The organism is Actinokineospora terrae (assembly GCF_900111175.1).
In the GTDB taxonomy this organism is placed as follows: Bacteria; Actinomycetota; Actinomycetes; order Mycobacteriales; family Pseudonocardiaceae; genus Actinokineospora; species Actinokineospora terrae.
In genome coordinates, this window is record NZ_FOGI01000010.1 from 58,007 (window position 1) to 81,771 (window position 23,765).

The 23,765-nt window shown below is 70.2% G+C and carries 21 protein-coding genes; 9 read left to right on the plus strand and 12 right to left on the minus strand.

The window, feature by feature from the left end:
* Positions 1 to 157: 157 nt before the first annotated feature.
* Positions 158 to 1,375 carry a substrate-binding periplasmic protein gene (locus BMY07_RS23075; RefSeq protein WP_143073598.1) on the plus strand — a complete coding sequence of 406 codons (1,218 nt, stop codon included), beginning with the start codon at positions 158 to 160 and terminating at the stop codon, positions 1,373 to 1,375.
* On the opposite strand, the gene BMY07_RS23080 is transcribed toward BMY07_RS23075, so the two are convergent.
* Together BMY07_RS23080 and BMY07_RS23085 are read right to left on the minus strand one after the other, a co-directional pair.
* A complete protein-coding gene (locus tag BMY07_RS23080) occupies positions 1,372 to 2,457 on the minus strand; it encodes an ATP-dependent DNA ligase (RefSeq protein ID WP_092782491.1) in 1,086 nt (361 codons plus the stop codon). The genes BMY07_RS23075 and BMY07_RS23080 overlap by 4 nt on opposite strands.
* 17 nt (positions 2,458 to 2,474) lie before the next feature.
* The gene (locus tag BMY07_RS23085; protein WP_092782494.1) at positions 2,475 to 3,293 is read right to left on the minus strand and encodes a pyrimidine reductase family protein; all 819 of its coding nucleotides are present in this window, start codon (positions 3,291 to 3,293) and stop codon (positions 2,475 to 2,477) included.
* Between BMY07_RS23085 and zapE the strand changes: the two genes are divergently transcribed.
* Positions 3,292 to 4,317 (plus strand): cell division protein ZapE, encoded by a 1,026-nt coding sequence (zapE, locus tag BMY07_RS23090; protein WP_092782497.1) that lies wholly within the window; start codon positions 3,292 to 3,294, stop codon positions 4,315 to 4,317. The genes BMY07_RS23085 and zapE overlap by 2 nt on opposite strands.
* 33 nt (positions 4,318 to 4,350) lie before the next feature.
* On the opposite strand, the gene BMY07_RS23095 is transcribed toward zapE, so the two are convergent.
* Both BMY07_RS23095 and BMY07_RS23100 read right to left on the minus strand, forming a co-directional pair.
* On the minus strand, positions 4,351 to 4,533 hold the full coding sequence (locus BMY07_RS23095) for a hypothetical protein (RefSeq protein WP_143073599.1): 183 nt from the start codon (positions 4,531 to 4,533) through the stop codon (positions 4,351 to 4,353).
* 36 nt (positions 4,534 to 4,569) lie between these two features.
* Positions 4,570 to 5,238, minus strand: a complete 669-nt coding sequence (locus BMY07_RS23100; protein ID WP_143073600.1) for a phosphatase PAP2 family protein — start codon at positions 5,236 to 5,238, stop codon at positions 4,570 to 4,572.
* 81 nt (positions 5,239 to 5,319) lie between these two features.
* Between BMY07_RS23100 and BMY07_RS23105 the strand changes: the two genes are divergently transcribed.
* A complete protein-coding gene (locus tag BMY07_RS23105) occupies positions 5,320 to 6,954 on the plus strand; it encodes an ABC-F family ATP-binding cassette domain-containing protein (RefSeq protein WP_218150734.1) in 1,635 nt (544 codons plus the stop codon).
* A gap of 231 nt (positions 6,955 to 7,185) precedes the next feature.
* Here the strand turns inward: BMY07_RS23105 and BMY07_RS23110 are convergent, their stop codons facing one another.
* Complete coding sequence (locus tag BMY07_RS23110; RefSeq protein WP_092782510.1) at positions 7,186 to 7,473, minus strand: trypsin-like serine protease; 288 nt, start codon at positions 7,471 to 7,473, stop codon at positions 7,186 to 7,188.
* Positions 7,474 to 7,704: 231 nt separating this feature from the next.
* Between BMY07_RS23110 and BMY07_RS23115 the strand changes: the two genes are divergently transcribed.
* Complete coding sequence (locus tag BMY07_RS23115) at positions 7,705 to 8,268, plus strand: LysR family transcriptional regulator (RefSeq protein ID WP_092782512.1); 564 nt, start codon at positions 7,705 to 7,707, stop codon at positions 8,266 to 8,268.
* A gap of 6 nt (positions 8,269 to 8,274) precedes the next feature.
* On the opposite strand, the gene BMY07_RS23120 is transcribed toward BMY07_RS23115, so the two are convergent.
* From BMY07_RS23120 to BMY07_RS23145, 6 genes are all read right to left on the minus strand, one after another.
* Positions 8,275 to 9,225, minus strand: a complete 951-nt coding sequence (locus BMY07_RS23120; protein WP_143073601.1) for a LysR family transcriptional regulator — start codon at positions 9,223 to 9,225, stop codon at positions 8,275 to 8,277.
* Between the two features lie 39 nt (positions 9,226 to 9,264).
* Positions 9,265 to 9,912: a class I SAM-dependent methyltransferase gene (locus BMY07_RS23125; RefSeq protein ID WP_092782517.1), complete on the minus strand. Its 648-nt coding sequence runs from the start codon at positions 9,910 to 9,912 to the stop codon at positions 9,265 to 9,267.
* Between the two features lie 132 nt (positions 9,913 to 10,044).
* Positions 10,045 to 11,262 carry an ornithine--oxo-acid transaminase gene (gene rocD, locus BMY07_RS23130; RefSeq protein ID WP_092782520.1) on the minus strand — a complete coding sequence of 406 codons (1,218 nt, stop codon included), beginning with the start codon at positions 11,260 to 11,262 and terminating at the stop codon, positions 10,045 to 10,047.
* Between the two features lie 125 nt (positions 11,263 to 11,387).
* Positions 11,388 to 12,374, minus strand: a complete 987-nt coding sequence (locus tag BMY07_RS23135) for a TolB family protein (protein WP_177215722.1) — start codon at positions 12,372 to 12,374, stop codon at positions 11,388 to 11,390.
* On the minus strand, positions 12,374 to 13,618 hold the full coding sequence (locus BMY07_RS23140) for an MFS transporter (protein ID WP_245782593.1): 1,245 nt from the start codon (positions 13,616 to 13,618) through the stop codon (positions 12,374 to 12,376). The genes BMY07_RS23135 and BMY07_RS23140 overlap by 1 nt, the downstream gene beginning before the upstream one ends.
* A gap of 171 nt (positions 13,619 to 13,789) precedes the next feature.
* Positions 13,790 to 15,205 (minus strand): CBM96 family carbohydrate-binding protein, encoded by a 1,416-nt coding sequence (locus BMY07_RS23145; RefSeq protein ID WP_092782529.1) that lies wholly within the window; start codon positions 15,203 to 15,205, stop codon positions 13,790 to 13,792.
* 276 nt (positions 15,206 to 15,481) lie between these two features.
* Between BMY07_RS23145 and trpB the strand changes: the two genes are divergently transcribed.
* From trpB to BMY07_RS23160, 3 genes are all read left to right on the plus strand, one after another.
* The gene (trpB, locus tag BMY07_RS23150) at positions 15,482 to 16,672 is read left to right on the plus strand and encodes a tryptophan synthase subunit beta (RefSeq protein ID WP_218150735.1); all 1,191 of its coding nucleotides are present in this window, start codon (positions 15,482 to 15,484) and stop codon (positions 16,670 to 16,672) included.
* A complete protein-coding gene (gene trpA / locus BMY07_RS23155) occupies positions 16,669 to 17,424 on the plus strand; it encodes a tryptophan synthase subunit alpha (protein WP_092782532.1) in 756 nt (251 codons plus the stop codon). Before trpB ends, trpA begins: the two co-directional genes overlap by 4 nt.
* A gap of 90 nt (positions 17,425 to 17,514) precedes the next feature.
* A complete protein-coding gene (locus BMY07_RS23160) occupies positions 17,515 to 18,258 on the plus strand; it encodes a GntR family transcriptional regulator (RefSeq protein WP_177215723.1) in 744 nt (247 codons plus the stop codon).
* Positions 18,259 to 18,404: 146 nt separating this feature from the next.
* Here the strand turns inward: BMY07_RS23160 and BMY07_RS23165 are convergent, their stop codons facing one another.
* The gene (locus BMY07_RS23165; protein WP_245782594.1) at positions 18,405 to 19,505 is read right to left on the minus strand and encodes a S1C family serine protease; all 1,101 of its coding nucleotides are present in this window, start codon (positions 19,503 to 19,505) and stop codon (positions 18,405 to 18,407) included.
* Positions 19,506 to 19,640: 135 nt separating this feature from the next.
* Here BMY07_RS23165 and BMY07_RS23170 point away from each other — a divergent pair, with 135 nt between their 5' ends.
* The gene (locus BMY07_RS23170) at positions 19,641 to 21,713 is read left to right on the plus strand and encodes a S9 family peptidase (RefSeq protein WP_092782538.1); all 2,073 of its coding nucleotides are present in this window, start codon (positions 19,641 to 19,643) and stop codon (positions 21,711 to 21,713) included.
* Between the two features lie 1,043 nt (positions 21,714 to 22,756).
* Positions 22,757 to 23,713, plus strand: a complete 957-nt coding sequence (locus BMY07_RS23175; RefSeq protein ID WP_092782541.1) for an LLM class F420-dependent oxidoreductase — start codon at positions 22,757 to 22,759, stop codon at positions 23,711 to 23,713.
* Positions 23,714 to 23,765 lie beyond the last annotated feature (52 nt).

The following is a 23,765-nucleotide window of genomic DNA, read 5'->3' on the forward strand; positions in this document are numbered from 1 at the left end:
CGAGGAAGCACGTCGTTCGTGCCGGGTTTCGCGTTACTCGCCATCGCGCGTCCATTTGAGTGAAGGTGTCGGATAGCGCGGGCGGGTATGGATGCCGCCAGGTCACGATTGGTCCGAAGGGTGCTTGCGGCGAAGGTCAGGCCGGTACTCTGCGCCGATGGCTGACGATAGCGACAGACGGCGGAAACGAAACCCGGGCGCACTCCTCGGCGAGTTGCTCTGGGCAGGACCCGCGCTCGGCCTGGTGGCCGTCCTGGTGGTCGTCGGGTTCACCCTCTCGAACTCGGGTAGCCGATTGGCGGCCGTGGGAATCGCGGTCACCGGCTTTTGTTCGATCGTCTTCATCGCGGCCTACCGGGTGCGACTGGCGCACGAGGTGGGTGCCGCCTCGATCGCCCGCTGGCGGTGGCCTTCCCTCGGGGTGACCGTGGCCCTCGTGGTCGCGGGCGTCTTCGTGCCCCAGGCCATCGCGGTCGACTCCCCGCCGCACGAGGAGTCCCGCCCAGCAGGCCCGGTCATCGTCAGTTCGGGCGACGACGGCGCGGCGTCCTACCTCGCCGCGGACAAGACGGTCGTGATCGGGATCAACGGACGCCTCCCCGGGTGGAGTTTCAAGGAGTCGAACGGTACGTACACCGGGTTCGACGTGGACCTGGCGGAGTTCCTCCGGGACAAGTACGGATTTACCTTGAGGTTCAAGGAGCTATTTCAGAATAGTCGGGAAACCCAATGGGATGGCAAGACTGTCGATCCGGCTGACCTGGTCATCTCGGCATTCTCGATCACCGAGAAACGGCGTTCCGAGGTTGGCATGGCAGGGCCCTACTATATCGATATGTCGACGATGTGGATCAACGGCGGCAAGGAGGAACGGTACGGGGCGAAGGTGGCGGGCTGTGCGGTGCCGGGTACTTCGGGTTCGGACGAGATGAACAACGTGAAGAACCAGCGAGAGAAGGATTTTCAGGATCCATTTGAAGTCACGACTGAGATGGATTTGGCGGGTTGCCTCGCGCGATACTTTTCCGCTGACGACAAGACGGGCCTCGTGTTCTCCGACTGGAGCATCATTCGAGCGAGCAAGCCCAAGATCCCGCTGGTCAGGTATTCAGACAAGGCGCCGCTCGATGATCTCGGTCCACCGTCGCCGGGTTCGTCGACCGAGAGGTACGGCATCGCGTTTCGGCCAGGGCATCCTCGACTGTGCCGGGATCTCACGAAGGCGATCGACGAGTTCATCGCCAATGAGGGCAAGAGTGCCTGGACGGATGCCTTCACCGCCAACCTGGCAGGGCGTTCCGTCAGCAATACGAGAGAGTGGCATCGTCCTGCCAAGGCTGAGGAAGGCTACTGCGGCCCGGGTGGCTCGGACTAGCGGGCTCGCACATCCCCCCGCAGAACAGCCGCGAGGTCGTAGTTCGCAGGCTCCTCCAACTGGTCATACGTACAGGACTCCGGGGTCCGGTCCGGGCGCCAGCGCACGAACTGGGCGGTGTGGCGGAAGCGGCTCGGGTATCCGCCCTCCGTGTGTTCGTAAGCGACCTCCACCACCCGTTCCAGCCGCAGCGGTACCCACGGCTGTTCGGTGGTCCGCCACCGGGAAATGGCGCCCGGGACCCGGGCCTGGTCGACCTGTTCGCCGCTGATCCACGGGTGGTTGGCCGTGCCCCCGACCATCAGTTCCGCGAGTTCGACCGCGAGCGCGCGCCGGTTGGCGGCCGTGAAGGAGCCCACGACGCCGACGTGGTTGAGGTTGCCGGTGCGGTCGTAGATGCCGAGCATGAGGGAGCCGATGGCCTCGCCGGGGGTGGTGCCCTTGTGCCAGCGAATGCCGGAGACGACGCAGTCGGCGGTGCGGGAGTGCTTGAACTTGAGCATGGTGCGCTTGTTCGGGGTGTACGGGCCGCCCGCGGGTTTGCCCATGACGCCGTCGAGGCCCGCGCCCTCGAAGAGGGTGAACCACTGCCTGGCGAGGTCGGCGTCCATGGTGGCCGGGGTGAGGTGGACCCGGTCGGTCGGGGTGATGGCGTTCTCCAGGAGCCTGCGGCGGTCGTAGCCGGGGGCGTCCATGAAGAGGTCGTCGTCGAGGGCGAGCAGGTCGAAGGCGATGAACCGGGACGGGGTCTTCTCCGACAGCATGGTCACGCGGCTCGCGGCCGGGTGGATGCGCTCGGCGAGAGCGTCGAAGTCGAGCCTGCCGTCGATGTCGACGACCAGTTCCCCGTCGACCACCACCCGGTCCGGCAGCGCCTCCCGCAGCGCCACCAGCGCCTCCGGGAAGTACCGGTTGAGCGGTTTGCCCGACCGCGACTGGAGGGTGACCTCCGGCCCGTCGCGGAACACCAGGCAGCGGAAGCCGTCCCACTTGGGCTCGAACACCAGGCCCTCGCCGTCGGGGATCGACTTCGACGGCTTGGCCAGCATCGGTTGGACCGGCGGGGTCAGCGGTAGCGCCACGGGGCCATCTTGCCTCGTCAGCGCCCGTCGCGCTGCCCCTCGCGGCGGTAGCGCAGCATCAGGAACCCCTCATCGGTCAGCACCGACGCCAGAGATAGCGCTACCGGCACCGTCTCTGGCCCCGTAGCGGCCCGCCCTGAAGAGCCACCGGCCAGCACCGGTGACACGGTCAGACACATCTGGTCCACCAGGTCGGCCGCGATCAGCGACCCCAACAGGCGGGGTCCACCCTCGCAGTTGACCCTACGCAGCCCACGCGCCGACAGCTCCGCTAGCGCTACCCCCAGGTCGACCTCGGTCTCACCCGCCACGATCACGTCGACCCCCGCGTCGACCAGCGCGGCACGACGGTCAGCCGGTGCCTGCAAGGTCGTGATCACCAGAGGCGGCACAACCGTGTCCCGGACCAGGTGCGAGTCCGGTTCTACCGACCCGCGCGCGGTAACCACAGCTATCGGCGGTAGCGCACTCAGCCCCAGTCGAGCCCGCCGCGTCGCGCGCACCTCCGTCGCCTTCACGCCTCGGTAGCGCTCCGCGCGCGCGGTGCCCCACCCGACCAGGATGACGTCGGCCAGGTCCCGGCCAAGAGCGAGGATGCGCTTGTCACCCGGGCTCGACAGCCCTGCCGATCGCCCATCGACCGACACCGCGCCGTCTGTGCTGGTGACGAAGTTGCTCTGCACCCACGCGCGGTCGAGGGCGGGCGGGTAGTCGTAGATCCGCTCCAGCTCGGTGTCGTCCACCACATCGGGTGAAGCCTGACCTGGGGAAACGGGGGTGGGGGGCCACAGCCTGTGCACGGCACCATCAGAGCACGCCGTTACGCTCGCCCGCATGTCCGCTCACCTGGTCGACCGGGAGCCCGTGGTCGGCGCCGAGGAACTGGTCGCCGAGCTGGTGCCGCCGCCGCGCTTCGGCGTGGTCCGGTTCGACACCTACCTGCCCGACCCGCAGGAGCCGTCCCAGGCGGCGGCCGTCACCGCGTGCGCGGCCTTCGCCGACCGGGTGACGGGGGCGGACAAGGGCCGGTCGCTGCTGCGCCGGGTCTTCGGCGGCGGCAAGCCCGACGGCAAGCCCGGCCTCTACCTCGACGGCGGCTTCGGCGTCGGCAAGACGCACCTGCTCGCCTCGGTGTGGCACGCGGTCCCGGGCCCGAAGGCGTACGGCACCTTCGTCGAGCTGACGAACCTGGTGGGAGCGCTGGGTTTCCGGGAGGCCGTTGCCCGCCTCAGCGACCACCGGCTGCTGGCCATCGACGAGTTCGAACTCGACGACCCCGGTGACACGATGCTGGTGACCCGGCTGCTGGCCGAGCTGACCGACGCGGGCGTCTCGGTCGCGGCGACCTCCAACACGCTGCCGGACAAGCTCGGCGAGGGCCGCTTCGCAGCCGACGAGTTCCTGCGGGAGATCCAGGCGCTCTCCGCCCGCTTCACCGTGGTGCGGGTGGACGGTCCCGACTACCGCCACCGCGGCCTGCCCGACGCGCCGCCCCCGGTGTCCGACGCGGAGTTGGCCGCGCGCGCCGAGGCCACCGCGGAGTCCACTGTGGACGATTTTGGGGCGTTGTGCGCGCACCTGGCCCGGCTGCACCCGTCCCGCTACGGCAAGCTCGTCGACGGCGTTCGCGCGGTGCACCTGCGGGGCGTGCGCCCGCTGTCCGGGCAGGACGTGGCGCTGCGCGTGGTGGCCCTCGCCGACCGGCTCTACGACCGCGCGATCCCGGTGGTGGTGTCCGGCGCGCCGGTGTCGGAGCTGTTCACCCCGGACATGCTGCGCGGCGGCTACCGCAAGAAGTACCTGCGCGCGGTGAGCAGGCTCGTGGCGCTCTCCCGCGACGCGGCGACCCTGACCGGCTGAGGTTCGAGCAGCCGCAGGTGAGGTCTCAAGAACTCAAGAACGGCGGCGACCGCCACCGCTGGGCTTCTCCGGCGGGCGGTGCTCGTCGATCAGCGCCCAGACCGAGACGCCGGTGCCGGACTCCGGCTGGCCGCGCTTGCCGCCCTGCGGTGGGGGTTCCTCGGCCTTGGCGCGCAGTTCCTGGCGTATCTGGTCGTAGATGGGTGTGTCGGTCACCGCCATCCTTTCCGTTCGCACGAGGGCACTGCCAGGTTACGCACGGTACGCCTGTTCGCGTCGCAGGCGAAGCGCCGGGTGTCGGCCGGGCAGCAGGTCGAGGACCGCGGCGACGGTGATCACCGCGCCGATGGCCCAGCAGAAACCACCGACCGTGTCAGTGAGGTAGTGGTACCGCAGGCCCACAATCGCGCTCACCGCGGCGCCGGTCAGCACCAGGCACACCGCCGCCGTGCCGGTGGTGGCGCGCAGCCGCCGCCCCGGGGCCGCGTTCGACGCCGTGACCAGCGTGAACACCGTGAGGATCGAGACAAGGGCAGTGGTGTGCCCACTGGGGTAGGCCAGGTACCCGTCGAGTTCGCGGCCGACAACCGGCTTGAGCACCCAGGCGTTGAAGGTGACCGCGGCCGTCGGACCGAACACGGCCAGTAGCGCGACCCGGGGTCGTCTCACCCGATAGGCCACAATCGCCATGAGCATGATCACACCGATCATCGCGACCGGGTGGGTGGCGTAAGAGAGCGGTTCCGCGATACCGGGCACGGCGGTGAACACCCGGTCGGCGGCGGCGAACCCCAGTGAGTCGACCTCGGGCACCGGGCCGCTCACCTCACGACCCACCAAGCCGACGACGCCGAAGCACGCGGTCGCCACCCCCACCGCGGGCAGCACCATGAACCTGGGCATCAACCGGTGCGCTTCCACGCCCTCCACTATGCCCGGCGGCCGCTCTTGCCTGACCGGCTGCCGAAAGTCACTCGCCGCCGCGTCTCGGAGTGAGCGACTATGCACACCGTGGGTCATCTTGAGGCGAACGGACTGTCTTACACCTTGCCGGACGGGCGGGTGCTCTTCCGCGACGCCGGACTCAAGGTCAACGCCAACCAGGTTGTCGCGCTGGTAGGTGAGAACGGCGCGGGTAAGACGACCATGTTGCGCATCATCTCCGGTGAGCTCACCGCGCCTGACGGGTCTGTCTCCGCGCGTGGCGGTATGGCCGTCATGCCGCAGTTCGTGGGTTCCGTCCGCGATGACCGTTCCGTCCGCGACCTGCTCCTCGCCGTCGCACCGGCCCCACTGCGCAAGGCAGCGCAAGAGTTGGACGACGTCGAGTTGGCGCTTATGGAGACTGACGACGAGCCCACCCAACTCCGCTACGCCGCCGCGCTGGTGGACTACGACGAAGCCGGGGGATACACAGCCGAAGTCCTCTGGGACACGGTCACCACCGCCGCTCTGGGCATGCCTTACGACAAGGCCCGGTTCCGCGAGGTTCGCACGCTCTCCGGCGGTGAGCAGAAACGCTTGGTCCTGGAGGCGCTGCTAAGGGGGCGCGAACAGGTCCTCTTGCTCGACGAGCCGGACAACTACCTAGACGTACCGGGCAAGCGTTGGCTGGAAGAGCGACTGGCCGAGACAGACAAGGCCGTTCTGCTCATCAGCCACGACCGCGAACTGCTCAACGCCGTGGCCACCCACGTCGTCACCGTGGAGGCGGGTACCGCGTGGACACACGCGGGCAAGTTCGCGACCTGGGCCGACGCGCGCGAGGCCCGGTGGGACCGGATCGCCGAGCAGCAGCGGCGGTGGGACGAGGAGCACGAGAAGCTCAAGGAGTTGGTCCGCTCGTTGCAGCGCGCGGCCACCATGAGCGACGGCATGGCCAGCCGCTACCGCGCGGCGCAGACCCGGTTGCGCAAGTTCGAGGAAGCCGGTCCGCCGCCGGTGCCGCCGCGCCCGCAACGGGTAACCCCACGGCTCACCGGTGGCCGTACCGGAGTAAGGGTCATTACCTGCGAGCAGTTGGAGCTGACCGGGCTGATGAAGCCGTTCGACATAGAGGTTTTCTATGGCGACCGGCTCGCGGTGCTGGGCTCCAACGGTTCCGGTAAGAGCCACTTCCTGCGGCTGCTCTCCGAAGAGGACTCGGTAGCGCACACCGGTGTGTGCAGGCTCGGCGCCAGGGTCAGTCCCGGGCTGTTCGCGCAGACTCACCAGCACCCCGAATGGGTCGGCCGCACCCTCGTCGACATCCTGTGGCACGGCGACGACACCCGCCCCGGCCTCGACCGCGGCGCCGCAGCCTCCGCCCTGAGCCGCTACGGCCTGGCCGCGGCGGGCGAGCAGCGGTTCGAGACGCTGTCGGGCGGCCAGCAGGCCAGGCTGCAGATCCTGCTGCTCGAACTGTCCGGCGCGACCCTGCTGCTGCTCGACGAGCCGACCGACAACCTCGACCTGCACTCGGCCGAGGCGCTGCAGGACGCGCTGACCGCGTACTCCGGCACCGTCGTCGCGGTCACCCACGACCGCTGGTTCGCCCGCTCGTTCGACCGGTTCCTGGTGTTCCGCTCGGACGGTCGGGTGTCCGAAGTGGACCGCCCGGTGTGGGACGAGCGCCGGGTGGTCCGGGAACGCCGATGACCGGGTGGGGCGGCTCCTGCCACCGCCCCACCCGGCTCCCCACCCCTGACCAGCGCGGGCCGACGCGCTGTCAGACCTTCGTCCGGCCAGTGCCTCCCCCGGCGCACCGTCCGCGCCGGGAGAACCCGGGGAACACGGGCGAGTCGCCCGTGTGAGGGCTCCCGGGTCCGGCCCGGTAGCCGTGCGGTGGGGTGCCTACCACCGCACGGCTACCGCTGATCGTCAGGACTATCAGCGGCGGGCGCAGGTACCGACGCGCTGCCAGTTGTCGCCGTAGCACGCGGTCTGGCTGGTTGTGCTGTAGACGCAGAGCTCGGTGGAGGCGTTGAAGCCCGCCGAGCACATGTTGTCCGGGTTGATGCGGGTGTCGAGCTGCTTGAGCGTGGTCGACGCGCCACCACACCCCTGCTGCGGGCAGGTCTGACCGAAGCCGATGAGCCTGGTCGACGCCTGCGCCGCGGGGGAGGAGTCGTTGATGCTGATCGGCGCCTGCGACACGGTGCTGGACAGCTTGAACAAGGCGGTTCGGAGGGCGGCGGTGCCGCCAGCGCGCTGGGCATGGCCACGGCCGCGGCGGCGAGAACCGCCGGGATGAGGGCAGCCCGCAGCAAGGTGCGGATCTTCATGAGGAGGTTTCCTGTGACGCAGGGAGAAACTCGTCCGCCCGGTACCGGGGTGGCCGGGCGTGGAACCCACTATGTGCGGCGCGTGAACTACCGAAACAATCCCAACGTTGCATAGGGTCCGCCTATGGACATGGAACTGCGCCAGCTGCGTGCCGTTCTCGCCATCGCCGAGGCGGGCACCCTCACCGCGGCGGCGACCAGGCTCGGCGTGACCCAGCCGTCGGTCAGCGAGTCGTTACGCCGCGCCGAACGCGTCGCGGGCGGCGCGTTGTTCCAGCGCGGCCCGGCAGGCGCGGTGCCGACCGCGCTCGGCGAGGTCGTCGTGGCGCACGCGATGGCGGTGCTGGAGGCGATGGACCGCTTCACCGCCACCGCCGAACGCCACCACCCGGCCCAGTTGCCCGCCGCGGTCCGCTTCGCCTGCTCACCGCTCGCCCACCTGCCAGAAGCCCCCATCTCCGCCCTGGCGGGCGAGACCTGGTGCGTCGGCGAGTCCCACGACGACGGCCTCGCCGAGAACCTCGCCGCCGCCTTCGGACCGACGACGGCCCTCTCGACCCCCCACATCAACCGCCTCTCGCTCGAACTCGTCCGAGCCCAACACGAGGTCGTCGAACAAACCCCCGCCCACCGCCAGTGGCTCACCCGCCACCCCGAGTGGACCACCACCCCCGCCGACCACTCGTAACGGCCGTCAGGAGCCGAGCCAGCCGGGGTTGGCGGACCACCAGCCGGGGAGGCGGCCTTGGGTGGGGATCATGGCTCGGTAGGTCTCGACGAGTTTGTCGCGGATGTGGGTGGCGTGGTCGGCGACGACGCCGTTGGTGGGCCACAGGAGTAGGTGGCGCACGCGCAGGGGGGAGCCGCGCAGGGGGCGGACGACGCCGGGGAGGGTGACGCCGCTGCTGATGGCCTGGACGGGGAAGGCGACGGGGTCGCCGCGGCGGATGAGTTGGGCGGCGACGAGTTGGTCGAACTCGCGGACGGTCACCCGGCCCGCCCCCGCGCGGTCGCACTCGGCGATCAGGTGCCGGTTCATCTCGTCGTCGCCACTGGCCCACAGCAGCCAGGTGACACCGGCCAGGTCCAGCAGGTCCACTTCGGACTTACCGGCGGCCGGGTGCGTCTCGGGCAGCAGCACGAAGATCGACTCGGTCCCGACGACCGTCATCCGCGTGCCCGGCGGCGGGACCGTCTCCCGGCCGGGGAAGTCGACGTGCAGCACCAGGTCGACCAGGCCGTTGGCCAGCGCGCTCAGGCAGGGCGCCTGCCGGTCCAGCACGGTCAGGTCGATCAGCCGGTCGCCGAAGACCTCGCCGACCACCTCGCAGAACCGCGACGCCAGCACCGTGGGGCGGGTACCGAGGCGCAGCATCGGGGTGCTCGGCCCGTCGTGGGCGCGGCGCACCGCGGTGGTCAGCGCGTCGAGCGCGGCCAGCACCTCGCGGGCGTGCGGCAGCAGCACCCGGCCCAGCGTGGTCGGCCGCGCGCCGTGCCTGCCCCGGTCGAACACCGGGCTGCCGAGCACCTGCTCGATGCGGCGCAGCTGCGCGGTCAGCGACGGCTGCGACAGCCCGGGCGCCACCGCCGCCTGGGTCACGCTGCCCGCGGTGCCCACGGCGTCGATGTAGCGCAGGTGGCGCACCTCGAGCTCCGTCCGGACCACTATGCCGTGGCGCTCGGACTACTGGAAGCGGCGCAGCAGGAATCCGTGCTCGACGAGGTCGTCGAGGCCGAACTTCTCGACCATCCGGTGCTCGGGGCGCGGCTCGGCCAGCAGGTGGTCGATCTCGAACCGCTCGCCGAAGTAGGCCTCGACGTCGGCGGGGCCCACCGAGAACGGCGGTGACGGCAGCGCGGGCCGGTACTCCAGGGTGTTGATGAAGTACCAGGCGCCCGGCGCGGTCAGCGCCGTCACCGCCTCGACGTAGCGGTGGCGCATGTCCTCGGGGAAGGCGATCAGCGACGCGCGGTCGTAGACCAGGTCGACCGGCCCGATGTCTTCGGGCGCGAGGTCGAACAGGTCGCGGTTGAGGATCGTCAGGTTGCCCGCGGTGAACACGCCCGGCCTGGGCTGCCGCGGGCTCAGGCCGTTCTCGGCGATGAACTCGTCGATGGCCTGGGCGACGAGTTCCACCCCCACCACGCTGCGCGCGTGGGCGGCGAAGAACAGCAGGTCGGCGGTCTTGCCGCAGAGCGGGACCAGGACGGTGGCGTCGTCGAGCAGGCCCCGGTCGGCGAGCAGCCGCGCGTGCGGGTGGACCGAGGGCAGGTGGAAGCTCGTCTTCGAGCCGCCCTCCTGCCAGGAGTCGATCCAGAACTGGGTTTCCACCCGGGGGATTGTGAACATGCGCGGGCCCGACCGGCAGCCCCGGCCGGTTGGACTATCGGGTGACGCGCGGTCACCCGCCGTGATGGGACCGCGTGGCGGCCGGGGCCCTCGTGCCCGGCCGCCACGGGGGGATCAGCGGCCCGCGACGACCTCGGCGATGACCTCGACGCCCCGGTCGATCTCCGCCTCGGTGATCACCAGCGGCGGCGCGACCCGCAGCGTGGTCTCGTGGGTCTCCTTGCACAGCACGCCGCGCGCCATCATCGCCTCGGACGCGGCCCGACCGGACGGACCGCCGGGGGCGATCTCCACCCCGGCCCACAGCCCGCGCCCGCGCACCTCGGCGATGCCCCGGCCGACCAGGTCGTTGAGCGAACGGTGCAGGTGCTCGCCGAGCACCCGCGAGCGCTCCTGGAACTCGCCGGTGGCCAGCAGCCGCACGACCGCGCGGCCGACCGCGCAGGCCAGCGGGTTGCCGCCGAAGGTCGACCCGTGCTCGCCCGGCTTGAGCACGCCGAGCACGTCACCGCGCCCGACCACCGCCGACACCGGCAGGATGCCGCCGCCGAGGGCCTTGCCCAGGGTGTAGAGGTCGGCGCGGACGCCGTCGTGGTCGAGCGCGAACAGCGTGCCGGTGCGGGCCAGGCCGGACTGGATCTCGTCGGCGACCAGCAGCACGTTGTTCTCGTCGCACAGCCGCCGCAGCTCGCGCAGGTACCCGGCGGGCGGCACGACGACCCCGGCCTCGCCCTGCACCGGCTCGACCAGGATGGCGGCGGTGCGGTCGGTGATGGCCGCGGCGACCGCCTCGACGTCGCCGTACTTGACCGCGGTGAAGCCCGGGGTGAACGGGCCGAAGTCGGCGCGGGCCACCTCGTCGGTGGAGAACGACACGATCGTGGTGGTGCGGCCGTGGAAGTTGGACCCGGCCACGATGATCTGCGCGGTGTCCTGCGGCACGCCCTTGACCTGGTAGGCCCACTTGCGGGCGATCTTGACGGCGGACTCGACCGCCTCGGCGCCGGAGTTCATCGGCAGCACCAGGTCGGTGCCGGTCAGCTCGGCGAGCTCCCGGCAGAACAGGCCGAGCTGGTCGTGGTGGAACGCCCGGCTGGTCAGCGTGACCCGGCCGAGCTGCTCGACGGCGGCGGCGACGAGCGCGGGGTGCCGGTGGCCGAAGTTGAGCGCGGAGTAGCCCGCGAGGAAGTCCAGGTAGCGCTGTCCCCGCACGTCGGTCACCCAGGCGCCCTCGGCCTCGGCGATCACCACCGGCAGCGGGTGGTAGTTGTGCGTGCTCCACCGCTCGTCGAGCTCGATGAAGTCGGCCGTGGTGGGTGCGACAGCAGTCATGACCCCAGGCTAGGTCCCCCCGCTGACGATTTCATCCGCTGGGCATTGCTTCTAGCGCCCGTTCGTTGCGCCATCACACGCAGATGAGGTGAAACGTTGCGTCACACCACGATCTGGTGAACGACCTAGTGCGTCAGGGATGGCGAGTTCGCGCCCTCCACCACCAGTTTGGGCTGTCCGGACCCATCAGCGGAAATCGACCACACGTCGTTGACCCCGTCGTCGCGCTGGAGTGCGTAGGCGACGGTGGCGTCATCGAGCCAGATGGCCTGGTCGTCCACACTGCGGGTCTCACCCAGAGGGGTGCTGCTCAGCGTCGACAGGTCCATCACCGACAACCGCCACCCCTTCTTCGGGTCCGCGTCGATAGCGGACTTGTAGGCGATGCGTTTTCCGTCTGGCGAGAGAGAGGGACATTCCACGTTGGCCGTCAGCGTTCGCACTGTCCGCGCCGATAGATCTCCCTCGACCAGATAGCGCTTACCGCCGGTTCCTAGGGTCGCGTAGAAGCGGTTGTCGTCGGCGGTGAACGTGACACCCCAGTAGTTGAAGTCGACGGCCTGGTGCGGCTTGCCCTCGACGGTCGCGGAGAACTCCTCCAGTGAGTGCACTACCGCGTCGGTCTTGGTGTCGAGGATGCCGGTCTGCGTCGAGAAGCCGGTGGTGGCGTAAGAGTGGCCGTCCAGGAATACCGTCCACGACACCATGCGGCCGCTCGCGGACACCTTCAACCGGTTGGGGAACCCGGTCAGCGGCACTGACTTGATCTCGTTGTCCTTGATGTCCAGCAGCGACAACTTGGTGCCTACGAGCGCGTCGACAGGTCGTAGGCACGCGACCGTGCGTGCCGCGTAGTAGGCGCGGTCGCACCGCACGGTGGACAGACCGCGGGGTGCGTGTGGGTCGGTCGCCGAGGCCCAGCCCAACACGCCGTTGGTGAGCACCTGGAGGGATCGCCGGTCGACGCCGTCGTCGGGGGGAGCCACGGACGCCATTCGCGGCAGCTGCGCGGCCGCGGGAGGTGTGGATGTGCGCGCCACGTAGAACACGGCCGCGCCGACCAACAGCGCGGCCGCGGCGAGGGCGACGAGGATCCTGGTCTTGACGGTCATCACGGCTGCACGCTCCGGTTCACCCGCGCGAAGATCAGCGCGGTCACGACGATGGTGACGGCGACAGCGCCACCTGCCGCGGCACACGCCGCGGTCGGCCCCCACAGTTGCCAAGATAGGCCAAACAGCACCGAGGAACCCAGGTACGCCAACGCTTGCCCTGTTTGCACTAGCGCCATGCCGGTGGCCCGTAGTTCCTTCGGCAGGACACGCCCGGCCAGCGCCATCAGCACGCCATCGGTCGCGGCGTAGAAGAAGCCATAGAGAACCAGGACGAGGACGATCAGCGCGATCCCGTCGATAGGCCCGATCAGCGCGAGGTAGACCAAGGCGAGCGCGGAGTAGCCACCGAGCATGACCTTCGCCCGGCCGATCTTGTCCGCCAGAACGCCTAGAGGGGTCGCCAGCAGCAGGTAGACCAGACTCGTGCCGACAGCCAGAAGTGGGAACCAGCCCATGGACAGGTCACCGCGCTTCTGGAGCAGGAGGTAGACGAACCCGTCGCCGACCACTACGAGTCCCAGCAACGACGCGGCGAGCAGCAGCGCGCCCACGCCCTTGTGTCGTACCAACCCCAGTGCCGCACGGATGTCCACGGCCTTCGGTTTGGCCTTCTCGCGGTGGTCGCGCACGAACAGCACCAGGACCACCACGCCGAACGCGGCGACGAGGAAGCTGATGAAGAAGACCGCGTCGAACTCCTGCGAGCCCGCCCACATCAGCACGCCCACCGCCGCCAACGGGCCGATGAACGCGCCAAGGGCGTCCATCGAGCGGTGCACGCCGAACGCGCGGCCGAGTTGGTCCTCCGGCGTCGACAGGGTGATCAGCGCGTCCCGTGGCCCGGTGCGCAAACCCTTGCCCGCCCGGTCGGCGGTGATGGCGGCGCCGATGCCCGCGAGCGAGTTCCCGGCCGCGATCAGACCCAGCTTCGCCAGCGCGGCGAGACCGTAGCCGACGCCCGCGACCGTCTTGTGCCGCCTGGTGCGGTCAGCGACATAGCCGCCGACGAGCCGCAGCAGCGCGGTCGCCCCGGTATAGAGGCCATCGATGGCCCCGTAGGCGAGAGGGCTCATGCCCAGTCCCACCACGAGGTAGAGCGGTAAGACAGCGGTGACCATCTCGGAGGAGATGTCGGTGATGAGGCTGACCGCGCCGAGCGCGATCACATTGCCGCTCACCCTCCTCTTGAGACGGTCGGGCACCTCGGTGACCTCCGGTCGACTCACCGTGGACAGGTACACGCGCAACCTCCGTGGTGGGGTGCTGCCGGGCCACCACGGGAGAACCATGGTGGCCCGGCAACACGGTGGTCGTCTAGCGGCGCTCGCTACCCCGAGGACCCCGCGAAGTTCGGCTCGCCAGGTCGGGAGCGATGCCGGGCGGGGACGAGGGGGGTGGCGGGAGGAGTGTTGCTAGTGACAGGCGTTGGAGCCGCTGTCGTTGTAGGTCTTGCCCGCCTGGGGGACGAACTCCCAGTCGTAGCTGTTCGCGTGCAGGGTGAACTTGAGGACGCCGAAGGTGTTGTTGTTGCGCGCCTCGCTGTTGGGCTGGATGGTGCCGAAGTTGTAGAAGCCCGCACCGCCCATGCCCGCGACGAAGTGCCGGATGCCGCGCGACGAGTCCGCCGAGCCGCTGGGGTTCATCGGCGCGAACCGCTCGTAGTGGTGGTTGTGGCCGGTGACGATGACCTCGGCGTTGTAGTCGTAGAGCGCCTGCACGAGCGGGCCGGTCGCGGTGCTCGGCGCGTGGTCCGCGCCGGAGGTGAACCGCGGCTTGTGCCAGTACGCGAGGGTGCACGGCTTGCTGCTGGCCGCCAGGTCCGACCGCAGCCACTGCTCCTGCGCCGAACCGGTCGACATGCTGATCTCGCTGTTCAGCGACACGACGTGCCAGGTGCCGAGGTCGTAGGAGTAGTAACCGCGACCGGACGGACCTGCCTGCGCGCCGAAGTAGTTGTAGTAGCCAGAGGCGCCGGAGGTGTTGTAGTCGTGGTTGCCCGGCGCCGGCTTCGTGCGCGCCTTGTGCCTACCCCACGTCGGGTTGTAGTAGTTGTTGAACTCGGTGGTGGTGCCGTCGTTGTAGACGTTGTCACCGGTGGTGTAGACCGTGCCCGGGATGTTGTCCAGGAGCGCGGCGGTGGCGGTGTCACCCGAACCGGAGTTGGAGATGTCACCGGCGCCGACCAGCACAGGGTCACCCGACGGCTGCGTCGTCGTGGTCGGCAGGGTGGTCGTGGTGGGGGTGTCAGTGCTGACGACCAGCTGCGGCGCGGTGGCCGAGCCGGACTCACGCGAGTCGTAGTCGGCGCCGTCGCTGTTGGTCGAGCTGATGGCGATGCTGAAGGTGCCGTTACCGGTGACGACGGCGCCCACGTTGACCTCGTACCACGCGTTGCGGCTGACCGCGCCCAGGGTGCCGAGGGTGGCACCGTCGATGGTCGGCTGGTTGGCCCAGGTGGTGCCCGTCTCCGACCAGCTGGTGCTGCTCAGCGCCCGGAAGGTGCCGCCTGCCGGGCTGTTGGACCCGCTGACGTCATCGGTGTGCACGCGCAGCTTCGCGCCGGTGACCTGGCCGGTCACGCCGCTGACGGTGAACCGCAGGAAGGTCCGCTTGACCGGGGAGCCGTCCACCCCGAGCTGGCCGGTGGTGCCGTAGTTGGTGCTGGTGGCGCTGTTGTCGACGGAGGTGTCGGCGACCGGGGTGAACGTGGTGGTGGCCGCCGCGGCGGTGGGTGCGGTGGCGACCGCGACGACGGTGGCCGCGGCGACGGCGACCGCCCCGGCCACCGCCCCGGTGACCCTGGCCGTCCTGGCTCTGCGACTGGACATGTCCAAGCCTTTCCCTGCTTCGGTGGTCCGTTCGGGCCCTCCAACCTTTCTGGCAGCCGCCAAACGATCACCACGTGGTTCCGGACCGTCAGATGACCTGCGGGTGAACAGTGCGGTCGGCGGCAGCGGCGGTGGACGACCCGTACCACGTCAGGGGGTCGCTGGTCCATGACCAGGGATGCTCAGTGATCAGTCGATAGCTCTAGAACTCATATTCTGACAGTTCTAGAACTAATAGCTTGACGACGATGGGTGAGATCGGTGAACATCGCTGTCATGAGCAACCTGACCATGGGGCCGCCGACGACGCGGGGGTACTTCGGGCGCTTCGGCGGGCGGTTCGTCCCCGAGCCGGTCGTGCCCGCCTGCCGCGAGCTGGAGACGGCCTTCACCGAGGCGTGGGCCGACCCCGCGTTCCGCGCCGAACTCGACCACCACCTGCGCCACTACGCCGGGCGGCCCTCGCCGGTCACCGACTGCCGCGGCCTGGGCGCCGCGCTCGGGGTGCGCGTGCTGGTCAAGCGCGAGGACCTCAACCACACCGGCTCCCACAAGATCAACAACGTGCTGGGCCAGGCGTTGCTGGCCAGGCGGATGGGCAAGCGGCGGGTTGTCGCCGAGACCGGCGCGGGCCAGCACGGGGTGGCCACGGCGACCGCGTGCGCGCTGTTCGGGCTCGAGTGCGTCGTCTACATGGGCGAGGTCGACGTGGCAAGGCAGCGGCTCAACGTCGAGCGGATGGAACTGCTCGGCGCCACCGTCGTGCCGGTGACATCGGGGAGCCGGACGCTCAAGGACGCGGTCAACGAGGCGCTGCGGCACTGGGTCGCCGCCGTCGACGACACCCACTACTGCATCGGCTCGGTCATGGGCCCGCACCCGTACCCGTGGCTGGTGCGGGAGTTCCAGCGGGTGATCGGCGAGGAGGCCCGGGCGCAGTGCGCCGACCTGCTCGACGGCGGCACCCCCACGCACGTGATCGCCTGCGTCGGCGGTGGCTCTAACGCTGCCGGGACGTTCGCGGGCTTCGCCGACACGGACGCCGAACTGATCGGTGTCGAGGCGGCCGGAGGCGCTGCAATCGGGAGTGACCTCGTTGGCGTTGTCCACGGCTCCAAGAGCATGTTGCTGCAAGACGACGCCGGGCAGGTTCTTGAGGCTTACTCGGTCTCCGCCGGTCTGGACTACCCGGGGATCGGGCCCGAACACGCGCACCTGTCCGACATCGGCCGTGCGCGCTACCCATCGGTGACCGACGGCGAGGTCATCGAAGCCGTTCGCGTTGTCAGCCGGACAGAGGGCCTCATCCCGGCTCTTGAGTCCGCGCACGCGTTCGCCTACCTGCTTCGTGAAGCCGGTAGGGCTATCCCGCGCGGATCGACGGTGCTCGTCACCCTCTCCGGTCGCGGCGACAAGGACATGGAACAGATCAGCGACCTGCTCGCCCAGCGCAAGGAGTCCCAGTGACCGCCCTCATCGACAGCCTGCGCGAGACCGGTAGGCCTATCCTGATCCCTTACGTCACCGGCGGCGTCACCGAGAACTGGATGGATCACGTGCACGCGGCGGTCCACGCGGGCGCCGACGCCGTCGAGATCGGAATCCCCTTCAGCGACCCGGTCATTGATGGCCCGGTAATCCAAGCGGCGTCCGTCCAAGCCCTCGAACGCGGCACCACACCAGACACGGTGTTGCGCGACCTCGCCTCTTACCGCGGAGCAGTCCCCCTTGTCGTGATGACCTACTACAACCTGGTCCACCGCTACGGGCACGACGCCTTCGCCCGACGACTCGCCGACGTGGGCGTCACCGGTGCCGTGCTCGCGGACCTGCCCATCGAGGAGTCCGCCGAGTGGACCGAGACCGCCGACGCGTCCGGGGTCGCTACCGTGCAGATCGCCGCACCCAGCACCCCGGACGGTCGGCTCGCCGAGGTGTGCGAACGCAGCCGCGGGTTCGTCTACGCGATGGGCGTCATGGGCGTGACCGGAGAACGCGCCGTGCTCGCCGACTCCGCGTGCGCCATCGCCCGCCGGGCCAAGGCGGTCACGGACAAACCGGTGCTGGTCGGGGTCGGGGTGTCCACCCCGGAGAACGCCGCAACGGTCGCCGAGCACGCCGACGGGGTGATCATCGGCGCGCCGGTGATGCGGCGGATCGCCGAGGGCGGGTCGGTGCGGGAGCTGGTCGGCCGGTTCCGGGTGGCGCTGGGCGGGTGAGGCCGCCTGTTCGGTGAAGGGGGTCCAGAGTGGAGCCGACCGGGAGTACGGTGTGCCACGCAGGTGGGTCCCGAGTGGGAGGGTGCGGCCGTGGCGCCGAAGTACGTCGCGATCCAGGACGACCTGGTGCGCCGCATCGCCGCCGCGGAGTTCCGGGCGGGCAGACCGCTGCCGCCGCAACGCGAACTGAGCGAGGAGTACGGGGTCAGCCTGATGACCCTGCGCCAGGCGTTACGCGCGCTGGAGGACGAGGGCGTCGTCGAGCAGGTCGCGGGCAAGGGCACCTACGTGCGCGCCCACCGCGTCCCCTACCTGGCCGCGGGCCTGGGCAGCATCGTCGACGACCTCGCCGCGCAGGGCATCGCGATGACCACGGTCCAACTCCGCGCCGAGGTCGTCACCCCCACCCCGGACATCGCCCGCCGCCTGCGCGCCGACCGCGTCCTGGAGGTCGAACGCCTCCGCCTGGTCGGCGCCCAACCGGTCGTGCACCAGCTCTCCCGCATCCCCGCCCCCCTCGGCACCGCCCTGCTCGACGCCGACTTCCGCACCAAGTCCCTCTACCACCTGCTCACCGAGCTCTGCGGCAAGATCCCCGCCAGAGCCACCGAAACCATCACCCCCGTCGCCGCCACCCCCGACCTGGCCCCCCTCCTTGCCGTCCCCCCGGGCACCCTCTGCCTCCGCAGCACCCGCCTCACCCTCGAACGCGACGCCACCCCCTTGGTCGACGACGAGGCCACCCTGGTCAGCGACCGCATGGAAGTCTGCATCGAACGAGAGACCACCACCCGCGAGTTCCGCTACCGCCTCGGTACCTCCACACAGGACTGATCCCACGCCTCGCCTGCTGCTCGGGAGTGCGCAAAGAACCCCGCGCCTGCTGGTCCCACTACCGCCGTGCGAGCCCAGCCCGTCCCCGGACACGGGGAAGGGCCGTGCGGGTGGGGCGCCCGCACGGCCTGTCCGTCCCCGGGTTGTCAGCTGATCTTGGCGATCACCTCCTTGGCGGTGTCGATCGGGATGCTGAAACCGATGCCGACGCTGCCTGCGGCACCGTCCACGCTGGACACCGGTGAGTAGATGGCCGAGTTGATGCCGATGACGTGGCCGAGGGTGTCGAACAGGGGGCCGCCGGAGTTGCCCTGGTTGATGGAGGCGTCGGTCTGGATGGCCTTGTAGGACACGGAGGTGGCGGTGCTGCCGCGCATGCCGCGGGTGCCGGTCTCCGAGGGGATGGAGACGTCGCGGTCGAGTGCGCTGACGATGCCGGTGGTGACGGTGCCCTGCAGGCCCGCGGGGGAGCCGATGGCGATGACCTCGTCGCCCACCCGCAGCTGGGACGAGTCGCCGAGGACGGCGGCGGCGAGGCCGCTCACGCCCTGGGCCTGGATGACCGCCAGGTCCGCGTTCGCGTCCGTCCCGACCACCTCGGCGGCCGCGGTCTTGCCGTCGGAGAAGGTGACGGTGATCTCCTTGGCGCCGTCGACCACGTGGTTGTTGGTGAGGATGCGCCCGTCCGCGGTCAGCACCACCCCGGAGCCGATGCCCTGGGCGTTCGCGGTGCGGGTGCTGATCTCCACCACCGTCGGCATGACCTTCGACACCACCGCGCTGACGTCGGTCGGTGTGGTGGCCGCCACGGTCTGCGCGCTCGTGGCCACGGTCGCGAACGGGGTCGACGCGCCGTCCGAGCCGAAGTACGCGCCCGCCGCGCCGCCCAGCACACCCGCGCCGAGCACCGCCGCGGCCACCAGGCCCACCGCGCCCCGCCGGATCTTGCTGCGCGGTTGCGGGAGCCCCGGTGTCAGGTACGGCGGCTGGCCGTGGCCCAGCGGGAACCGGGGGTCGAAGGGGCTCCCCGAGCCGTGCGGCCCACCCAACGGCTGAGCACCCGCGGACCGGGTGCCCGGCGACTGCGTGGTGGCGGCCCGCGCGGCCTGCGACTGGGTACCGAGCGGGTGCGTGCCGTGCGTATGCGTATCCGGGTACCCCGCGCCCGACCCCTGCGACATCGGCGGGGTGTACGGGGACTGCGGCGTCTGGGGGGACTGGGGCGGCAGCTGGGGGTGTTCGTTCATGGGTCCAACTCTCGGACCGGCGCATGTGAGGAACCTGTGGAATCCCAAGGGTTTTGCCAAGAACCCGGGCTGGGCCGTCCACCGGGCGGGAGCACGGGCTGCCACGCGGGTGCCGGTGCGGATAGGTTGTCCGGCGTGACCAGTGAGAACTCGTTCCTGCGCCTACAGGCCAGGACCCAGCGCTTCACCCTCGGCTCCCCGAGGGAGTTCCGGATCGCCCCGGACGGCACCCACCTGCTGTTCCTGCGCTCGGGCTCCGGGGAGGACCGCGTCCACGCCCTGTGGCAGCAGGACCTCGCGACCGGGCAGGAGACCCGCCTGGGTGACCCGGTCGCCCTGCTCGGCGGCGCCGAGGAGCTGTCGCCGGAGGAGCTGGCCCGCCGCGAGCGCACCCGCGAGCAGGGTGGCGGCGTTGTGGGCTACGCCACCGACAGCGCGGCCAGGGTCGCCGCGTTCGCGCTGTCGGGCAGGCTGTTCACCGCCGACGCGCTCACCGGTGACACCCGTGAGCTGCCCGCCGCCACCCCGGTCGCCGACCCGAGGCCGAACCCGACCGGCACCCACGTGGCCTACGTCGCCGACAACGCGCTGCGGGTGGTCGCCGTCGACGGCACCGACGACCGCGCGCTGGCCACCCCCGAGGGCGAGGACCGGGCGTGGGGCCTGGCCGAGTTCGTCGCCGCCGAGGAGATGAACCGCACCCGCGGCTACTGGTGGTCCCCGGACGGCACCCGCCTGCTGGTCGCGCACACCGACAAGCGCGAGGTCCAGCGCTGGTACATCGCGGACCCGGCCAACCCGGGCAGCGAACCCGCCGTCGTGGCCTACCCGGCCGCGGGCACCCCGAACGTGCGCGTCAGCCTGGCCGTCATCTCGCTCGACGGCACCAGGGTCGAGGTCGACTGGGACGGCGTCGACCTGCCGTACCTGGTGACCGCGCACTGGTCGGCCGGGGGGCGGCCGCTGATCGCGGTCCAGTCCCGCGACCAGCGCACCGTCGAGATCCGCGCCGTCGACCCCGACACCGGCGCCACCGAGGTCCTGCACACCGAGACCGACGAGCACTGGATCGAGATCACCACCGGCGTGCCCGCGTGGACCCCGGCAGGCGAGCTGGTCCGGGTCACCGCCAGCGACGGCGCGAACCGCCTGGTCGTCGGCGACACCGTGGTCAGCGGCGACCTGCAGGTCCGCTCGGTCCTCGACGTGGCCGACGACGTGCTGTTCACCGCCTCGGCCGAGGACCCCACCCAGGTGCACGTCTACGCGGGCGGCCGCCGCCTGTCCACTGTGGACGGCGTGCACGGCGCGGCCCGCGCCGGTGGCGTGACGGTGCTGACCTCGTGGTCGCTGGAGTGGTCCGGCCCGCGCGTCCAGGTCCTGCGCGACGGCGCGGCGGTCGGTGAGGTCGCCTGCCTGTCGGTGGACCCCGGCGTGGTCCCGAACGTGCAGCTGCTGACCGTCGGTGAGCGCGACCTGCGGGTGGCGCTGCTGTACCCGACCGGTCACGTCCCGGGCAGCCGCAAGCTCCCGGTGCTGATGGACCCCTACGGCGGCCCGCACGCCCAGCGCGTCCTGTCGACCCGCAACGCGTACCTGAACCCGCAGTGGCTCGCCGACCAGGGCTTCGCGGTCGTCGTCGCCGATGGTCGCGGCACCCCGGGCCGCGGCCCGGCCTGGGAGCGGGAACTGGCCTTCGAGCCCGCCGACATCACCCTCACCGACCAGGTCGACGCCCTGCACGCGGTCGCCGCCACCGGCGCCGACCTCGACCTCACCAAGGTCGCCATCCGCGGCTGGTCCTACGGCGGCTACCTCTCGGCCCTGGCCGTCCTGCGCGCCCCCGACACCTTCCACGCCGCCATCGCAGGAGCCCCCGTCACCGACTGGAGCCTCTACGACACCCACTACACCGAGCGCTACCTGGGCCACCCCACCCAAAACCCCGACGCCTACACCCGCAACTCCCTCATCGACGACGCCCCCAAACTCACCCGCCCCCTCCTGATCATCCACGGCCTGGCCGACGACAACGTGGTGGTGGCCCACTCCATCCGCCTCTCCAGCGCCCTCGTAGCCGCAGGCCGCCCCCACACCCTCCTACCCCTCCCCGGCGTCACCCACATGACCCCCCAGGAGGACGACGTGGCGGAGAACTTCCTCCTGCTCCAAGTCCGCTGGCTCAAGTCCGCCCTGGGCGTGGAGTAGTCACACACTCGGGGTGCGGCCTTTCCCTCCCGGAAAGGCCGCACCCCGCTGCCATCCACCCCTGCCCGCGCACGCGGTCTCACCCCCCGCCCCGCTGCGCAGCCTCCCGCTCAAGATCAACTCCGCTCCGGGGACCCACCCTCCCGGGGCCCGGGGCCCCATCTCTGAACCTATCGACCCCGCCGGTTTGTCAATAGGGCTTGGCCGGGAGTTGTGGATGGTTGCAGGGGTTGTGGACAAGTCCCCGCGCTGAACGATCGCCAGCTCATAGCGGCCGGTCCGAGCCGGGTGAAGACTCGGCGACGGTGGTCTCCACCCGGCCTTCACGATCGTTGGCCCCAACACGCCCCTCGCAGGCGTTGGTCCGAACGTGCCCCGCGCAGTCGTTGGCCCCAACGTGCCCTTCTACGACGTTGACCTCCACGTGCTCGCAAACAACGTTGACCCCCACCCGGCCCTCACAGACGTTGGCCCGAACGTGCCCCTCTGCAGCATTGGTCCAACGCGCCCCCAAACGACGTTGGCCCTAGAACGCTCCTCGGAGTCGCTGGTGCCAACCCGGCTCGATGGGGCGGACTTGTTTTGTGTGGGGGAGAACTGCCCGTAGCGTCGTTCGCGGACAGGGCCACGCTCTTCGGCCCCTGCTTTGCGGTCCTGCCACGGGTGGTTCAGGGGCCCCGCACATAACAAGTTCGCCGCATCGAGCAAAGCTCGAAACTCGCGCCTGGGCCAATGCCGAAGGCGAGGTTATGTCGTCGATGCCGCAGGCGAGCACGAGAGCCGCCAGCCCCTCAGCTCAAGATCAAACCCGCCAACGCAGCCCCCGATTTACAGCCTACCGGCGCACACCGACAACCCGCGCCGAGCAAGCAGCCACCCTGTGGACAACTCCCACAACCAACACCCCACGCACCGACACACCCCCCAACCCCCAACGGCGGTTTGTCCAACTTCGGCAATCTGCCCGTGTGTCGTCCTGCCTCCACCCACCCCCCGCGCCGGTAGCGTGCACCGTGTGGTTCGTGCTGGTTGGGAGGGGTGGCATGTCGTCGAGGTGGGGGCTTTCACTGCCGTTGACCGGGATTCCGCTCCCCGCGCACCGCGACCTGGTTCGGGAGTTGCCGGACCTGGGCTACACCGATGCCTGGTCAGCCGAGACCGCCGGCTGTGATGCGTTCACCCCGTTGGTCCTAGCGGCCGAATGGGCGCCGCAACTCAGGTTGGGCACCGCGATCGCGCCGGTCTTCACGCGGGGGCCGGGGGTGTTGGCGATGACTGCGGCGAGTGTCGCGGAGATGGCGCCCGGGCGGTTCACGTTGGGGGTTGGGGCGTCGTCTTCGGTGATCGTGGAGGGGTGGAACGGGGGTGTGTTCCGCAGGCCGTACCAGCGGGTTCGGGACACCGTGGCGTTCCTGCGGGCGGCGTTGGCGGGGGAGAAGGTCAGCGCGGACTACGACACGTTCTCCATCTCGCGGTTCCGGCTGGAGCGGCCGCCCGCGATGCCGCCGGAGATCATGGTGGCGGCGTTGCGGCCTGGGATGTTGCGGTTGGCGGCAAGACTGGCTGATGGCGCTATCACGAACTGGTTGGCGCCGACTGACGTAGCCAAGGTCAAGGCCGAGTTGAAGCCCGACACAGAACTCGTCGCGCGCATCTTGGTCTGTCCGACGACGGACAAGGACGCGGCGCGCGCGTTGGGCAGGTTGCTCATCAGCAGTTACCTCACTGTCCCCGTCTATGCCGCGTTCCACGAGTGGCTCGGGCGGGGTGAGGTGCTGCGACCGATGCAAGAGGCGTGGGCGCGCGGTGATCGAGCGGCCGCGAACGCCGCGATCCCGGACCGCGTGGTGGACGAGTTGATCGTGCACGGCCACCCCGAGGAGTGCCGCGAGCGGGTGTCCTCCTATGTGGACGCCGGGGTGTCGGTGCCGATCCTGTCGCTGCTGCCCACCGGCGACGACCCGGTCGGGCTGGTGCGTGCCCTGGCGCCCGCGCGCTGAGCCAAGCAAGATCCCCAGGAGGGCTCGAACAGGCCGGAGGTGACCGCCGACT

Coding starts and splice junctions, on each gene's coding strand:
- BMY07_RS23075 (WP_143073598.1), top strand. CDS start 158: ATGGCTGACGATAGCGACAGACGGCGGAAACGAAACCCGGGCGCACTC.
- zapE (WP_092782497.1), top strand. CDS start 3,292: ATGTCCGCTCACCTGGTCGACCGGGAGCCCGTGGTCGGCGCCGAGGAA.
- BMY07_RS23085 (WP_092782494.1), bottom strand. CDS start 3,293: ATGCGGGCGAGCGTAACGGCGTGCTCTGATGGTGCCGTGCACAGGCTG.
- BMY07_RS23105 (WP_218150734.1), top strand. CDS start 5,320: ATGCACACCGTGGGTCATCTTGAGGCGAACGGACTGTCTTACACCTTG.
- BMY07_RS23115 (WP_092782512.1), top strand. CDS start 7,705: ATGGACATGGAACTGCGCCAGCTGCGTGCCGTTCTCGCCATCGCCGAG.
- rocD (WP_092782520.1), bottom strand. CDS start 11,262: ATGACTGCTGTCGCACCCACCACGGCCGACTTCATCGAGCTCGACGAG.
- BMY07_RS23135 (WP_177215722.1), bottom strand. CDS start 12,374: ATGACCGTCAAGACCAGGATCCTCGTCGCCCTCGCCGCGGCCGCGCTG.
- BMY07_RS23145 (WP_092782529.1), bottom strand. CDS start 15,205: ATGTCCAGTCGCAGAGCCAGGACGGCCAGGGTCACCGGGGCGGTGGCC.
- trpB (WP_218150735.1), top strand. CDS start 15,482: ATGAGCAACCTGACCATGGGGCCGCCGACGACGCGGGGGTACTTCGGG.
- BMY07_RS23165 (WP_245782594.1), bottom strand. CDS start 19,505: ATGAACGAACACCCCCAGCTGCCGCCCCAGTCCCCCCAGACGCCGCAG.
- BMY07_RS23175 (WP_092782541.1), top strand. CDS start 22,757: ATGTCGTCGAGGTGGGGGCTTTCACTGCCGTTGACCGGGATTCCGCTC.